The organism is Microbacterium murale, from assembly GCF_030815955.1.
Classification (GTDB): Bacteria; Actinomycetota; Actinomycetes; order Actinomycetales; family Microbacteriaceae; genus Microbacterium; species Microbacterium murale_A.
Genome location: NZ_JAUSXK010000001.1, coordinates 2,984,467 through 3,000,035 on the forward strand (window position 1 = coordinate 2,984,467; position 15,569 = coordinate 3,000,035).

Genomic DNA, 15,569 nt, shown 5'->3' on the forward strand with positions numbered 1-15,569 from the left:
TGTCAGAACCTCTCGGGGTAGAGGTGCTCCGCGATCTGGCGCACGACGCTGATGTTGCCGAGCGTCCCGGGGAACATGTCGGCGCTGGCGACGGCGATCAGTCGGTCTTCCTTCACAGCGGGCATATCGGGGAAGGTGGTCGTGAGGTACGCGCGCACCGCGGCTTCGTGCTCCGCATCGTGCACGGAGAACACGACTGCGTCCGGCCGCTCCGCGGCCAGCGACTCCGGTGTGATGGTCGCGGCGAAGAAATCGGCGAAGGCGGGTTGGTCGGGCGAGTACACGGCGTCCGAACCTGCGAGGGTCAGGATGTCATGCTCCACGCCGGCGCCGATAGCGGACAGCGTCGTGCCCTCGACATAGACCTCGGCGACCCGAAGCCGGTCGACGCCCTCGATCGCGGCGGCGACCTCGGCGAGATCCGACCGCGCGTCATCGATGAGCTCTGCCGCCGCGTCCTGCACCGCGAAGATCTCGCCGAGGTTCTCCAGGTCGATGAACAGGTCCGCCACTTCGCCGCTCATGCGACGGTCGAAGCATCCGCCGGTGGCGACGTACACCGCTGCCCCCGCTCCCTCGAGCTGCTCGATGCTGGCGAAGCCCTGCTCGGCGGTGAACTCGTAGGTCGTGGGCGAGTACACGAAGTCGGGCGCGACTGCCAGCAGATCCTCACGACTCGGAGGTGTGAGCCCGGCGAGCACCGGAACGTCTGCGGCGAGGGAGGCGACATCGTCCGGCAACGCCAGGGCGGTGGCCTGCGCCTGTCCTACGAGCCGATCCGCGAGGCCGAGGCGCAGCAGGAGTTCCGTCTGCGAGGGATGCATCCCGACGACGGCCTCCGGTGCACCGTCGACGACGATCTCACGACCGCAGTTCTGCAGGCTCGTCCGCTGCGCGTCGGCGGCGTCGGCGGCGGGCGTCGACGCGACGGAGGAGCCGCAGCCGGTGGCGAGCAGCGCCGCGACGGCGAGGGTGGATGCCCCGGCGACGCGAAGCGCGATGGAGGAAGAGGAAGTCATGGTCGGACACTTTCTGTTCGGGTGGTCAATGGCACGAGGTCGGGCCGTTCTTCGTTCTGGCGGTGGAAGGCGAGCACCTGGCCGGCGGGGTCGCCTATGAGGCGTGCATCGACGCCGAATGTCGCGCGGATGAGGTCGGGAGTCAGGATCTCTGACGGTGGGCCTTGAGCAACGACACCGCCATCGGCGAGTACCACGACGCGGTCGCAGTACTGAAGTGCGAGATTCAGATCGTGCAGGGCGGCGATCACCGTGCGCCCCAGTCCGCGGACGATGCTCATCAGCTCGAGCTGGTGTCGGATGTCCAGATGATTGCTCGGCTCATCGAGCACGAGAACCGGTGTCTGCTGGGCGAGCGCCCTGGCCAGCATGACGCGCTGCCGCTGGCCGCCCGACAGCGTGGCTGCCATCCGCTCCGCAAGATCGCTCACGTCGACGCTGCGCATCGCCTCGTCGACGATCCGCAGGTCCTCGGCACTGTCGCGTCCGAATGAGGCCCGGTGCGGCGCACGCCCGAGCAGCACGAGCTCGTGGACGGTGAGATCGAAATCAGTGTGCGGATCCTGAAGCATGACGGCGACGGCACGGGCAGATTCCCGTCCACTGAGGCGGTGCACATCCGTACCGTCGACGCGTATCTGGCCCTCTCGTGGACGCACGGCACGGTACAGGGTCCGCAGCAGGGTGGACTTTCCGCTGCCGTTCGGGCCGATCAGGCCCACGACGCTTCCGGAGTCAGCGGTCAATGATGCTTCGCGCACGATGTCACGGCCGCCCAGGGCGACGGTGACACCATCGAACTCGACCTTCATCGGCCGAACCCGGCCTGCTCGGCGCCGCTTCGACGCATCAGCCAGAGGAAGAAGGGGGCGCCGACGAATGCGGTGAGGATCCCCAGCGGAATCTCGGTCGGCATGGCGACGGTGCGAGCGAGAAGGTCGGCGATCATCAGGAAGACCGCCCCGCCGAGTACGGTCACCGGCAGCATCCGTCGGTGATCAGCCCCCACCACTATGCGCGCGATGTGCGGGATGACGAGGCCGACGAAGCCGATGCCGCCTGCCACGGCGACGACAGCTCCGGTGAGGAGCGACGCCATGACGAGCATCAGCGCCCGCAGCCGCGAAGGATTCACGCCGAGCGATATCGCGGATTCATCTCCGGTCATGAGGGCGTTGAGCGAGCGCGAGAGGAACATCGCCACGACGATCGCGACACCGAGAGCGATCGCCGGCCCGAGGAGGCTCGGCATAGTCGCGGCCGAGACACTGCCGAGGAGGAAGAACAGGACGCTCACGACGTTCTGCGCGTCGGTCGAGATCGTGAGGTAGCTCGTGATCGCGCTGAAGAGCGTTCCGAGGGCGACACCGGCGAGGATCATGCGCGTCGGGGACAGCGCGCCGTCCTTCCTCGCCATCACGGCGACGCAGGCGCACGCGATGACAGCCCCGATGAAGGCGGCGATGTTGAGCGAGAGGCCGCCCAGCGTCGCCGATCCCAGCACGATGACGAGTACCGCGCCCACGCTCGCGCCGGAGGAGACGCCGAGGATGTACGGCTCGGCGAGCGGGTTGCGCACGGTGACCTGCATGAGTGCCCCGGCGAGAGCGAGTCCGGCGCCGGCGAGGCCCGCCAGAAGGGCGCGGGGGAGGCGGAACTGCCAGACGGCCTGGTCCTGCAGCGGGGTCAGTGAGCCGTCCGACATCCACGTCATGCCGGGAAGCAGATGCCCCAGGACGATCTGTGCGGCCTGCACGGCATCGACATGAACCGCCCCGACCGCGCCGGAGACGATCACGAGCAGCACGATCACCAAACCCAGCGCGACGCTGATCCACGAGGAGCGGCGAGCTAGCCGGCGCCCGGGGCGCGGGGTGCTCTCGCGGTGCGGAGGACCGACGTGCAGTGATGGCGGTTCGGTGAGGTGGGACACAAGCGCTCACCCTACTGATAATGATTATCGAATTCAATACGACGGATTCGGGAGTCCTGCGAACGTCAGCACTGCCGTGTCCGATTTCCGCGAGCCAGCGGCATTCGGACGTGTCAGAGTGGAGGCATGACCTTCCCCTCGCTGAGCACGATGAGCTTCGATGAGCGATACCGGGCGATCGATGCGCGCGACATCCGCTTCGACGGCCAGTTCGTCACGGCCGTGCACTCGACCGGCATCTACTGCCGCCCGTCGTGCCCGGCGCGCACGCCGAAGCGGGAGAACGTCAGCTTCTATCCGACGAGCGCCGCAGCGCATGAAGCCGGTTTCCGCGCCTGCAAGCGCTGCCTGCCTGAGGCGGCACCCGGATCGCCTGCGTGGGACCTTCGCGGCGACGCGGCCGCGCGCGCCATGAGGCTCATCGCCGACGGCGTCGTCGAGCGGGAAGGGGTCTCCGGGCTCGCCGCGCGGCTCGGCTACTCCTCTCGTCACCTCACCCGACTGCTGACCGCTGAACTCGGAGCCGGACCACTCGCCCTCGCTCGTGCGCATCGTGCCCACAACGCGCGGATGCTGCTCGTCGGCACTGACCTGCCGATCTCTGACATCGCCTTCTCTGCCGGATTCGCCAGCATCCGCCAGTGCAACGACACGATCCGAGAAGTGTTCTCGCTGACCCCCACCGAATTGCGTGCACGGCGAAAGATCTCGCCGGTCGCGATGCCGGGGACGATCGACCTGCTCCTCCCGCATCGCGAGCCGATGGATGCTGCCGGCATCTTCGCGTGGATGGCTGCACGGGCCCTGCCCGGGGTGGAGAACGCGACCGCGACTTCGTTCTCCAGGCACCTGCGCATGCCAGGCGGCCCCGCGTGGTTCGAGGTGCGCCAGGATGGTGCTTCCACGCTGCGCCTGCGCGCTCGAGTAGCCCACCTCGGCGACCTCGCCCCGCTCGTCGCGACCGCTCGTCGAATTTTCGATCTGGATGCCGACCCGATCGCCGTCGACGCTGCGCTGTCTTCGCACCCGCTGCTCGCTCCGCTCGTCGAGCGCGTGCCCGGCATCCGCGTGCCCGGCGCGGCCGACCCGCATGAGATGCTCATCCGGGCGATGGTCGGTCAGCAGATCACGGTCGTCGCGGCGCGCACGGCGCTCACGGCGCTGGCCGTGGCGCTGGGGGAGAAGGTCGAGGACGGGCACCTCTTCCCGACGATGTCTGCGATCGCCGAGCGCGGAGCGGAAGTACTGCGCGGTCCGGCCGCGCGCATCAGAGCCATCACCGGTGCCGCTGCGGCTCTCGCCGACGGCTCGCTGACGCTCACGGTCGGAGACGACCGTTCGGCGCAGCGTGCGGCGCTCCTCGCCATGCCGGGGATCGGCCCGTGGACAGCGGACTACGTGCGGATGCGCGTGATCGGCGACCCGGATGTCTTCCTCCCGGGCGACGTCGCCGTACGCGCCGGGGCCGCGGCATCCGGACTCCCGTCAGATCCGAAACCTCTCACCGCCTGGTCCGAGCGCATCGCGCCCTGGCGCAGCTATCTCACCGCGCACCTGTGGCGCGCGGCGCCCGTTCGCACTCCCAAGAAAATGAAGACGACCATCAAGGAGCTCTCATGACCGCTCTCATCCAGACCATCGACACCCCCGACGGTGCCTTCACCCTCCTCGTGGACAGCGCACAGCGCGTGCTCGCCTCCGGCTGGACCGCCGATCACGACTCGATCCTCACCAGGCTGGCCGAGCGCATGCGCCCGGCCGACATCCGAGAGGGCGAGACCGATGCCGCGGCCGCCGTCCACGCCTATTACGACGGAGATCTCGCGGCCATCGACACCGTGCCGGTGAGCCAGTTCGGCACCGAGATGCAGCAGACGGGATGGAGCGCGCTGCGCAGCATCACCCCGGGGGAGCCGCTGACCTACACAACCTTCGCCGCAGGGCTCGGCAATCCGCGGGCGGTGCGCGCCGCGGCATCCATCTGCGCGCGCAACGCGCCGGCGCTGTTCGTGCCGTGCCACCGCGTGCTGCGCTCCGACGGTTCACTCGGCGGCTTCGCCTGGGGTCTGCCGGTGAAGGAGTCACTGCTCGCCAGGGAGGCTGCGGCCTGATCTCGTCGCACGACCTCGACACGTCGGGGGAATGACTCTTGCGTCCAGCTGGTTCACAGCAATAGGCTGGAGGGCTGTCGCACCGACCGGGCGACGATGCCGAGCCTGAGGAGGACACCATGATTTCGATCGCCGCTGCGCAGATCACCGTTCCTGGCTCGAACCCGGTGTACCGCGGATAGCGTTCCGCCCCGCACCACAGCTTCCAGGCTCCCGGCCGCATGGCCGAGCCCGTCTCACTCCTCTTCCGCATCGAAACTCGTCTGAGAGTCATGTCTTCCTCGTCATCGCAGAAACAGTCCTCTTCGCTGTCCACTCCCGCCGCGCTCTGGCGCCTCGCACCCTTCGTCCGACCCGTGGTCTGGCGGTTCGTGGGCGGCGCCGCGAGCGCGCTCGCCGCGGCCGTCATCGCCTTGATGATCCCGCTCGTCCTCGAGCAGATCGTGCAGGGACCGATCCGCACGGGCTCGGTCGGCCTGATCATCCTCGGCGCCGTCGCCGTGCTCTTGCTGGGGTTCGGCGAAGCGCTCATGGTGTGGTTGCGCCGCTGGTTCATCCTGAAGCCGTCCACCGAGGTCGAGTACCGCATGCGCACGCAGCTCTACGCGCGCCTGCAGACCCTTCCGGTCGCCTTCCACGACCGCTGGCAGTCCGGCCAGCTGCTCAGCCGCATGATGCAGGACATCGGCCTGATCCGTCGCTGGCTGGCCTTCGGCCTGATCCTTCTCGTCGTCAACCTGCTCACGATCATCATCGGAGCGGTGCTGCTGTTCCGCTGGCACTGGCTGCTGGGCACGATCTTCATCGTCACGGCGATTCCGCTGTGGATCACCGGCTACCGCTTCGAGAAGCGGTACGGACGCCTCGCACGACAGAGCCAGGATCAGGCGGGCGACCTCGCCACCAGCGTCGAGGAGAGCGTGCACGGCATCCGCGTGCTGAAGGCCTTCGGGCGTGGAAAGCACGCCCTCACCCGCTTCAGCACGCAGGCCGAGTCGCTGCGCACGACCGAGCTCAGCAAGGCGCGCGCCGTCGGATCCATCTGGTTCTGGCTCGACCTCATGCCGCAGGTCGCGTTCGGCCTCAGCCTGATGTCCGGCATCTGGCTGATCTCGCAGGGCGCGATCGAGCTGCCCGAACTGTTCGCATTCTTCGCCATGGCGACGGTGCTGCGCTGGCCGATCGAGTCGATCGGGTTCCTGTTCTCGTTCATGCTCGACGCGCGCACCGCCTCTGACCGCGTGTTCGACATCTTCTCCGAGACGAACAGCATCACCGACCCGGAGCAGCCCGTGCGCCTCGAAGCACCCCGCGGCGAACTCGTCTTCGAGAACGCCCACTTCCGGTATCAGGATGCCGGTGCTGCAGAGCGCGATCTGCTCGACGGCATCGACCTGGTGCTGCGCCCGGGTGAGACCATGGCACTCGTCGGCCTCACCGGCAGCGGCAAGACCACGCTCACGACGCTGCCCACGCGTCTGTATGACGTGACGGGAGGACGCGTCACGCTCGACGGCGTCGACGTGCGCGACATGACGCTCGTGGAGCTGCGTCGTCACATCGCGATGGCGTTCGAGGACGCCACGCTGTTCTCAGCGTCCGTCAGGGAGAACGTTCTTCTCGGCCGCGCTGAACTCGACATCCACAGTGAGGAGGGTGAGCGCGTGCTGCGCGAAGCACTCGACGTCGCGCAGGCGAACTTCGTCGACGCGCTGCCTGAGGGCGTGGAGACGGTGATCGGCGAGGAGGGGCTCAGCCTCTCGGGCGGACAGCGACAGCGACTCGCGCTCGCACGCGCCGTCGCCGCCAATCCGAGGGTGCTGGTGCTGGACGACCCGCTCTCGGCACTGGATGTCGACACGGAGGCCCTCGTGGAGGAGGCCCTGCGTCGCGTGCTCGCCGACACCACGGCGATGATCGTCGCGCATCGCCCGTCGACGGTCGCGCTCGCCGACCGGGTCGCACTGCTGGAGCGAGGCCGCATCACCGCTGTCGGCACGCACTCCGAGCTGCTGCGCACCAGTGCGCACTATCGGCACGTGATCTCCAGCCTCGAGGCAGAGGAGGCCGCGCGCACCGGAGCCATCCCGATCATCACCGATGAAGACCTCGAAGCGAGAGTCGAGGTCACCGCAGACGAACACCGAACCACCGAGAAGGAGGTGCAGGCATGAGCGCGGCACTGACCGGAACCGAGGGCGAAGACCGCTCCAACTACACCCGCGAGGAGAGCAAGGCGATCCGCCAGCGCTCGCTGAGACTGCTCGGCTCTCTCGTGACACCGCTGCGGGCGCAGATCGTCCTCGCGGCGATCGTGCTCGTGATCTCGACGGCGCTGCAGGTGGCCGGCCCGATCCTCATCAGCATCGGCCTCGACTGGGCGCTGCCTGCGGTGATCGAGAATGCCGACTGGATGCCGACGTTCGGTATCGGTCTCATCTACCTCGTCGCCGGTGGTGCCGCTGCGGCACTGATCGGCTGGTACGTCGTGATCGCTGCGCGCATCACGCAGGCGGTGCTGATCGACCTGCGCAAGCGGATCTTCCTGCACACGCAGCGGCTGAGCCTCGAGTTCCACGAGTCTTACACCTCCGGACGCATCATCTCCCGCCAGACGAGCGATTTGGACTCGATCCGGGAGCTCCTCGACGGCGGCCTCAACAACCTCGTCTCCGGTGTGCTGTTCGGCGCGTTCACCTTCATCACGCTGCTCGTGTGGGACTGGCAGTCCGGTGTGATCCTGTTGATCGCGCTCGTCCCGCTCTTCCTGCTCATGCGCTGGTTCTACTCGCGTTCGCAGGTCATCTTCCGCGAGTCGCGCGTCGTCAGCGCCAGAGTGATCGTCCAGTTCGTGGAGACGATGACGGGCATCCGCGCCGTCAAGGCGTTCCGCAAGGAGCCCCGCAACGATGTGACCTTCCAGAAGGTCGCCGGAGACTACCGCGACGTCAACCGACGCTCGATGCTGCTGTTCGGCACGTTCGAGCCAGGGCTCATGACCGTGGCCGCGTTCACGCTCGGCCTCGTCGTGCTCTGGGGTGGCATCCGTGTATCGACCGGGGCGCTGACAGTCGGTGTGCTGCTGTCTGCCGTGCTGTACGTGCGCAACTTCTTCGCACCGATGCAGGAGATCGCGATGTTCCTGAACTCCTACCAGTCCGCCACTGCGGCGCTGGAGAAGGTCTCGGGCGTGCTCGACGAGGTGCCGACGGTTCCGGACCCCGAGAAGCCGGTCGACCTCTGGGAGTCGCGCGGGCACGTGAAGTTCGACGAGGTGACGTTCGGATACTCGGGGGAGAAGACGATCCTGCCGAACTTCTCGCTCGACATTCCTGCGGGGCAGACGATCGCGTTGGTCGGAACGACCGGTGCCGGCAAATCGACGCTCGCGAAGCTGATCTCGCGCTTCTACGACCCGTCGCTCGGCAATGTCACCCTGGATGGTGTGGACCTGCGTTCGCTGCATCCGAAGGATCTTCGACGCGCGATCGTCATGGTCACGCAGGAGGCGTATCTGTTCAGCGGGACGGTTGCGGACAACATCGCGCTCGGAAAGCCGGATGCCACGTTGGACGAGATCCGCGCAGCGGCGAAGGCCGTCGGTGCGGACGAGTTCATCTCGGCGCTGCCCGACGGATACAGCTCGGACGTGAACAAGCGCGGCGGCCGCGTCTCGGCGGGCCAGCGGCAGTTGATCTCGTTCGCGCGTGCGTTCCTTGCCGACCCTGCGGTGCTGATCCTCGACGAGGCGACGGCTTCGCTCGACATCCCTTCGGAGCGGCTCATCCAGGATGCGCTGCAGACTCTGCTCGCCGACCGGACCGCGATCATCATCGCTCACCGGCTGTCGACCGTTGCCATCGCCGACCGCGTGCTCGTGATGGAGCACGGCAAGATCATCGAGGACGGCACGCCTGAGACGCTGATCAGCGGCACCGGCAAGTTCGCACAGCTGCACGCGGCGTGGCAGGAGACGCTGGTCTAGCCTCGCGGGTCGCGGAAGTTGATGCGAAGGGGTCGCTGCGGTGTCAAGCTGGTTACCATGAAGGAGTGGATCCCCTCTTACTGGCAGTCGAGTGGTGGTGGATCGCTCCGGCCGTGGTCGGAGCGGGCGCTGTGACAGCTGTCGGAGCGCGCAGACGCGGGAGCGCGAGCGGACGTCGGCTGGCATTCGATGCCGCCAGGGACGACCTGAAAGAGGCGCAGTACAAGGCGGCGGAGCGTCGACGGGCGGTCAAGCTCGCCCAGGCGGAGCATGCGCGCCTGGTCGCCGAGCGCATGGCCTCGCGCGCGTCGACAGCGGAGGTCTCGAGCGCCAGACGCGTGCTCAAGCAGGCGGAACAGGATGCCAGGGCCGCTGCCGCCGACGTGCGTGCACGTCGCGTGCAGCTGAACGTGGCGCGGGCGGAGATTCCCCTGGCATCCAAGCGCGAGCGTTATCCGCTGGCACGTCTGCACCGGGCACACGATGCGATCACCGCACGCTGGATGGAGTACGAGACCGATCCGGCGAAGCTCATCGCCTACCCGACCATGAGCGACGCCAAGGATCCAGCGACTGCGGCGTTCCTCAGCGCCTCGAGGCACGCACAAGACCTGCGACCAGCGGTCGGGACGCGAACGACCACTGAGGAGTTCGCGGCGTATCGGGATGCCGTCGCCCAGCTCGAGCGCACGTTCGACGTCGCCGAATACGCCACCAAGGCGCGCGCGGCCGGCAGAGACCCGAACGCCGCACCGGTCTGGCAGGACACTGCGCAGCAGGTGTTCACCCGGTCCGCCGATGCGCTCGACAAGGCGGCAGGCGTGGCAGCATCCGCATTCGCCGCCTGGAACGCGCGCAACCGGCCGAATGCAGATCCCGAGACCGACGCACCTGGCACCGAGGAGCCGAAGCCCAAACCCTCGAAGATCTGGCCCGTGCCCCGGCGCGACTCCTGACCGCTACGCCGGAATCGCGCGGGGTGCGCACCAGCTCCTGATACCAGCGCCCCGAGTCCTTGACCGTGCGCTCCATCGTGTCGAAGTCGACACGGACGATCCCGAAGCGCTTGGCGTAGCCGTAGCCCCATTCGAAGTTGTCCAGCAGCGACCAGACGAAGTAGCCGCGCAGGTCGACGCCGCGCTCGATCGCCCGATGCGCGGCGGTGAAGTGACGACGCAGGTAGTCGGTGCGCTCAGGATCCGGTACCGAACCGTCCTCGGCGACCTCGTCCTCGAACGCGGCGCCGTTCTCCGTCACCATCAGCGGCTGGTCGGGGAACTGCTCCGACAGCGAGACGAGCAGCTCCTCGAGCCCCTCCGGCGCGATGTTCCAGCCCATGGCCGTGTACGGTCCCGGCTGCTGCACGAACTCGACGGCCTGGTCGCTTCCCGGCCATGCGGTGCCTGCCGACGTGCCTTTGTGCCCGTCGTTCTGCTGCCTCTCGGACACACCGTCCCACAGTCGGACGGTCGCGGTCGAGTAGTAGTTGACTCCGAGCACATCGATCGGCTGGTTGATGGTCTGAAGGTCGCCGTCCTGCACGAACGACCAGTCGGTCACTTCGGCCGTATCGGCCAGCAGATCTGCGGGGTACTCACCGAGCAGCATCGGATGAGTGAACGCACGGTTCGCGAGGCCGTCGATGCGACGCATCGCCTCCGCCGCCCCGTCGCCCTGGCCGCGCAGCACGTGGAAGTTCAGAGTGACGGAGTAGTCAGGGTCTCCGGTCGACGCCGTCCGCAGCGCCTGCACGGCGCGGCCATGCGCGAGGTTCAGATGATGCACCGCCGACAGTGCCGATGCGGGTTCCGTACGGCCGGGAGCATGCCCGCCCTGGCCATACCCGAGGTATGCCGAGCACCAGGGCTCGTTCAGCGTCGTCCAGGTGTGCACCCGGTCACCGAGCGCCGTGCCCATGATCTCGGCGTAGCGTTCGAAGGCATCGGCCGTCGCACGCGAGGTCCAGCCGCCGGCGTCTTCCAGATACTGCGGCAGGTCCCAGTGGTACAGCGTCGCCACAGGGCGGATGCCGCGTTCGAGCAGCCCGTCGACCAGATGTGAGTAGAAGTCGATGCCGGCCTGGTTGACCCCACCGTCGGCGGTCGGCTGGATTCGCGGCCACGCGATCGAGAAGCGGTACGCCTCCAGCCCGAGCTCCTTCATCAGATCGAGATCCTCGTCGACGCGATGGTAGTGATCGCACGCGACGTCGCCGGTGTCGCCATTCCAGACCTTCCCCGGCGTCTTGCTGAACGAGTCCCAGATCGATGGTGTGCGGCCGTCTTCTGATGCGGCGCCCTCGATCTGATACGAGGCGGTCGCGGAACCGAAGGTGAAAGACGGCGGGAAGACGAGACCGGAGTCGCGGTAGTCGGCGGAGCCTGTCGTGGGGGTCATCCGGTGATCTCCTCGAGGTCTGCGGTGTAATCGCGGCTGGTACTGTCCGGCGCGGTGACGGTGATCGAGTGACTGCCCGATCCGCCGCGGAACACCCGTAGCGTCAGTCCGTCATGGTAGTCGTAGTCGGGACGGTCCTCGCGAGCGCCCCAGGGGAGTACCGTGCCCGGACGCACATACAGCGGCAGGGACATGTAGTCGTGCGTCTCGCGCAGCCAGCGTCCTCCCTCAACGGCTTGGCCGGTCAAGAGCGAGGTCCACTCGCCCTCAGGCAGATAGAACTCCACCTCACCCGAGTCGGAGAGGACCGGTGCCACCAGCAGGTCCGGGCCGAGCATGTACTGCCGGTCGAGGTGCGCGACAGCCGGATCGTCGGGGAACTCCAACTGCATCGGTCGCATGACCGGCGCACCTGTGCGAGTCGCTTCCACGCCCAGCTGAAACAGGTACGGCATCAGACGCATCTTGAGGTGCGTGAAGTGCCGTGTCACCTCGACGGCCTCGTCGTCGAACGCCCACGGCACCCGGTAAGACGACGAGCCGTGGAAGCGCGAATGCGAACCGAGCAGGCCGAACGCCGTCCAGCGCTTGAACACACCGGCATCCGGCATGCCCTCGAAGCCGCCGATGTCGTGGCTCCAGAACGCGAAGCCGCTGAATGCGAGTGAGAGTCCGCCGCGCAGGGTCTCAGCCATCGAGGCGAACGTCGACGTCGAGTCGCCGCCCCAATGCACTGGCATGCTCTGACCGCCGGCAGTCGCGGACCGGGCGAACAGCACCGCCTCGCCCGCGCCTCTTGCGTCGTTCAGAACGTCGAACACCGCGCGGTTGTAGAGATCGGTGTAGAGGTTGTGCATGCGCTCCGGGTCGGAGCCGTCCGCCCAGACGACGTCGGTCGGAATCCGCTCACCGAAATCGGTCTTGAAGCAGTCGACTCCCTGATCGATGAGAGCACGCAGCTTCGCCTGGTACCAGGCGGTCGCGGCGGGATTCGTGAAGTCGACGAGTCCCATTCCGGCTTGCCAGAGATCCCACTGCCAGATCGATCCGTCCGCGCGCTTGACGAGATAGCCGGCGTCGCCCGCTTCGCGGAACAACGGCGAACGCTGTGCGATGTACGGGTTGATCCATACCGACACGCGCAGATCCTTGTCGTGCAGGCGCCCGAGCATTCCCGTCGGATCGGGGAAGACACGAGGATCCCATTCGAAATCGCACCAGTTGAACTCGCGCATCCAGAAGCAGTCGAAGTGGAACACGGACACGGGCAGTTCGCGCGCCGACATCTCGTCGATGAACGAGTTGACCGTCTGCTCGTCGTAATCGGTCGTGAAGCTCGTCGACAGCCAGAGGCCGTATGACCACGCCGGCACGACCGGCGGACGACCGGTCAACGCGGTGTACCTGCCGAGCACGTCTTTCGGAGTGGGGCCGGCGATGACGAAGTACTCCAGTACCTCGCCGGGCACGGAGAACTGCACTCGCTCGACGGACTCGGAGCCGATCTCATACGAGACATGACCAGGGTCGTTGACCAGGATGCCGTAGCCGCGGTTCGACAGATGGAACGGGATGTTCTTGTACGCCTGCTCGCTGGAGGTGCCGCCGTCGGCGTTCCAGATATCCACCGTCTGACCGTTCTTCACCAGCGGACCGAAGCGCTCGCCGAGGCCGTAGATGAGTTCGCCGACTCCGAGGTCGAGCTGCTCGTGTACGAACGTGGTGGAGGTGGGGACCGCCCCGCCGTCACGGGCGTTGCGCACGATGCCGGGATCGACCGACGCATCCGGTGCGAGTTTCAGGTAGCCCTGCGCCTTGTTGCCGCTACCGGTGACACGGCGCCCTTCGACCTCGAATGCGAGGTCCCAGGGCGCGCCGGGAGCGATCCTTGCGACGAGCGATCCCGCATTCAGTTCGCCGCCGGTCGCCGACACCTTTGTGGATGCGGTGGAAGGCGCCGCCGCTCCTGCCAGGGGGAAGCCGCCGTGCCAGTTCCTCCCCGTGTGATGCGCGATCCGCACGCGGATCACACCCTCAGCCGGGGAGGACAGCGTGGTGGTGAGGACCGGCCGATTGAGCACATCGCCGCGCTTGGCGATCACGGTAGTCGGCGCGGTGATCATGATCCCGGATCCATCGGGGGTGTCAGTGACCTCGGCGATGTCGTACGCTTCCTGCGCGTACAGGGCGGTGACTCCTGGACGCAACTGCCAGAACCCGTCGGTGAACTTCATTACTTGACTGCTCCTGCCGTGATGCCGCGTGTCAGCGTGCGCTGGAAGATGAGGAAGAAGATGAGCGTGGGAATGATGCCGAGGAGGGCCGATGCGCTCGTAGTGGTGACGTCCATCAGCCGGTCGCCCTGCAGCACGCTGATGGCCACCGGCACGGTCTGGTTCGCGTTCGACGCCAGGAAGGTCAACGGGATGAGGAATTCGTTCCATGTCCAGATGAAGAAGAAGATCAGCAGCACCGACAGCGTCGGTCGGCTGATCGGGAAGACGACTCGCCACAGGATCTGCCAGCGCCCCGCACCGTCGAGCGACGCCGCCTCGAGGATCTCCTTGGGGAACGTGCCGTAGACCGATGACAGCAGGTACGTACCGAACGCGGCTTGGATGACGGTGAACACGATGATCACCGACCAGACGTTGTCGTAGAGGCCCACCGATTTGAACATGTAGTAGAGCGGGTACAGCAGCGCCTCCTGCGGCAGGAGGTTCGCCAGCAGGAAGAGCAGCACGATCCAGCTGCGACCGCGAACGCGCCCGATGCCGATCGCGAACGCGTTCAACATGGAGATCACGACGGCGGCCACGGCGACGACACCGGAGATGAAGATCGAGTTCCAGACCTTCTCCGGGAAGTTCACCCGCTCCCAGAACTTGATGATGCCGCCGAAGTCGAGTGTTTCGGGGAGAGCGAGCGGCCCGGATGTGGCGTAGTCGACCGGCGACTTGAACGAGTTCACGAGCACAAGGTAGAACGGCGCCACGATCAGCAGAGCGCCGATGACGACGAGCGCGAGCAGAAGCCAGTCGACCGGCCGCTTCTTGGTCATGCCGCCGCGCGGGCGGCTCTTGGCCGGCTTTCCGGTGACGATGGCAGTGGTGGCATGCATCACAGTCCTGCCCTTTCCTTGCGCTCGAGGGAGTTCTGGACGCGGATGAAGATGATCGACACGATGACCACGACGATCGTGAGCACAGTCGCGATCGTGGCGCCGTAGCCGACGTTCCGCTTCGTGAAGAATTCCTGGTACGCGTAGTAGGCGGGCACGAGAGTCGAGCCTGCGGGGCCACCACGCGTGATGATGTAGACCGGACCGAAGACCTTGAGGGCTGCGATCGTGCACGTCAGCGTCACGACGAAGATCTCTGGCCGGATGATGCTCATCGTGATGGCAGAGAAGCGCTGCAGCCAATTCGCCCCATCGAGCTCTGCCGCCTCGTACAGCTCCGGGTCGACGCGCTGCAGTGCGGCCATGAAGACGACGACGGGGTAGCCGAGCTGTACCCAGACCATGACGACCATCAGCACGATGAGCGCGGAGGGCATCTGTCCGAGCCAGTCGTAGGCGGGAATGCCGAACGCTCCGAGGATCTGGTTGAGCGCACCGTCCCCGCCCGGTCGCACGATCCATCCGATCACGATGCCGGCGACGGCGATGGGCAGGATCTGCGGCAGATAGTAGGTGGCACGCAGGAAGCTGCCGACCTTGCCGCCGAACTTGCGTCCGACGACGTCGAAGAGAAGCGCCGCAACGATCAGGCCGACGATCGTCGGCACGACGACCATTGCCAGGATCATCCACACCGAGTTGGTGAAGGATGTCCAGAAGTCGCCGTCGGTGAGGATCTTCTGCCAGTTCTCGAGTCCGATGAACTCCGGCGCGCGTACGCCCTTCCACTTCGTGAAGGTCAGATACACATTCCAGACGAGTGGGACGATGACGATGACGAGCAGCAGCGCGAAGCCGGGAAGCAGGTACATCCAATACGCACCGGTTCCGCCGCTGCGCTGCGGGATCGACGGTTGTTCAGGTGGCAGCTTCGTGCGGCCCCGTCGTGTGTCAATTGACATGTTCAACTCCAGAGGGGTGCGGTGACGGCCGACATGCGGCC

11 protein-coding genes are annotated in these 15,569 nt (G+C 66.7%); 4 read left to right on the top strand and 7 right to left on the bottom strand.

The features are described 5' to 3' along the window. Positions 1-2: 2 nt before the first annotated feature. From QFZ46_RS14450 to QFZ46_RS14460, 3 genes are read right to left on the bottom strand one after another with little or no spacing between them, the layout of a single operon-like run. Positions 3-1,019 (bottom strand): ABC transporter substrate-binding protein, encoded by a 1,017-nt coding sequence (locus QFZ46_RS14450; RefSeq protein ID WP_307362734.1) that lies wholly within the window; start codon positions 1,017-1,019, stop codon positions 3-5. Beyond that, positions 1,016-1,831, bottom strand: coding sequence for an ABC transporter ATP-binding protein (locus tag QFZ46_RS14455; RefSeq protein ID WP_307362737.1), 816 nt, complete (start codon positions 1,829-1,831; stop codon positions 1,016-1,018). The genes QFZ46_RS14450 and QFZ46_RS14455 overlap by 4 nt, the downstream gene beginning before the upstream one ends. Continuing rightward, on the bottom strand, positions 1,828-2,952 hold the full coding sequence (locus tag QFZ46_RS14460; protein WP_307362740.1) for a FecCD family ABC transporter permease: 1,125 nt from the start codon (positions 2,950-2,952) through the stop codon (positions 1,828-1,830). The genes QFZ46_RS14455 and QFZ46_RS14460 overlap by 4 nt, the downstream gene beginning before the upstream one ends. A gap of 126 nt (positions 2,953-3,078) precedes the next feature. Between QFZ46_RS14460 and QFZ46_RS14465 the strand changes: the two genes are divergently transcribed. The 4 genes from QFZ46_RS14465 to QFZ46_RS14480 all read left to right on the top strand — a co-directional run bounded on the left by QFZ46_RS14465 (position 3,079) and on the right by QFZ46_RS14480 (position 9,048). Beyond that, positions 3,079-4,572, top strand: a complete 1,494-nt coding sequence (locus QFZ46_RS14465) for a DNA-3-methyladenine glycosylase 2 family protein (RefSeq protein WP_307362741.1) — start codon at positions 3,079-3,081, stop codon at positions 4,570-4,572. Beyond that, positions 4,569-5,063, top strand: a complete 495-nt coding sequence (locus QFZ46_RS14470; protein ID WP_307362743.1) for a methylated-DNA--[protein]-cysteine S-methyltransferase — start codon at positions 4,569-4,571, stop codon at positions 5,061-5,063. The genes QFZ46_RS14465 and QFZ46_RS14470 overlap by 4 nt, the downstream gene beginning before the upstream one ends. Before the next feature lie 272 nt (positions 5,064-5,335). Further along, positions 5,336-7,237, top strand: coding sequence for an ABC transporter ATP-binding protein (locus QFZ46_RS14475; RefSeq protein ID WP_307362746.1), 1,902 nt, complete (start codon positions 5,336-5,338; stop codon positions 7,235-7,237). After that, on the top strand, positions 7,234-9,048 hold the full coding sequence (locus QFZ46_RS14480) for an ABC transporter ATP-binding protein (protein ID WP_307362748.1): 1,815 nt from the start codon (positions 7,234-7,236) through the stop codon (positions 9,046-9,048). The genes QFZ46_RS14475 and QFZ46_RS14480 overlap by 4 nt, the downstream gene beginning before the upstream one ends. A gap of 783 nt (positions 9,049-9,831) precedes the next feature. On the opposite strand, the gene QFZ46_RS14485 is transcribed toward QFZ46_RS14480, so the two are convergent. From QFZ46_RS14485 to QFZ46_RS14500, 4 genes are read right to left on the bottom strand one after another with little or no spacing between them, the layout of a single operon-like run. Beyond that, on the bottom strand, positions 9,832-11,445 hold the full coding sequence (locus QFZ46_RS14485; protein ID WP_307362750.1) for a GH1 family beta-glucosidase: 1,614 nt from the start codon (positions 11,443-11,445) through the stop codon (positions 9,832-9,834). Beyond that, complete coding sequence (yicI, locus tag QFZ46_RS14490) at positions 11,442-13,679, bottom strand: alpha-xylosidase (protein WP_307362752.1); 2,238 nt, start codon at positions 13,677-13,679, stop codon at positions 11,442-11,444. Before yicI ends, QFZ46_RS14485 begins: the two co-directional genes overlap by 4 nt. Then, a complete protein-coding gene (locus QFZ46_RS14495; protein WP_307362755.1) occupies positions 13,679-14,566 on the bottom strand; it encodes a carbohydrate ABC transporter permease in 888 nt (295 codons plus the stop codon). Before QFZ46_RS14495 ends, yicI begins: the two co-directional genes overlap by 1 nt. After that, positions 14,566-15,528, bottom strand: coding sequence for a carbohydrate ABC transporter permease (locus QFZ46_RS14500; RefSeq protein WP_307362757.1), 963 nt, complete (start codon positions 15,526-15,528; stop codon positions 14,566-14,568). Before QFZ46_RS14500 ends, QFZ46_RS14495 begins: the two co-directional genes overlap by 1 nt. Between the last annotated feature and the right edge of the window lie 41 nt (positions 15,529-15,569).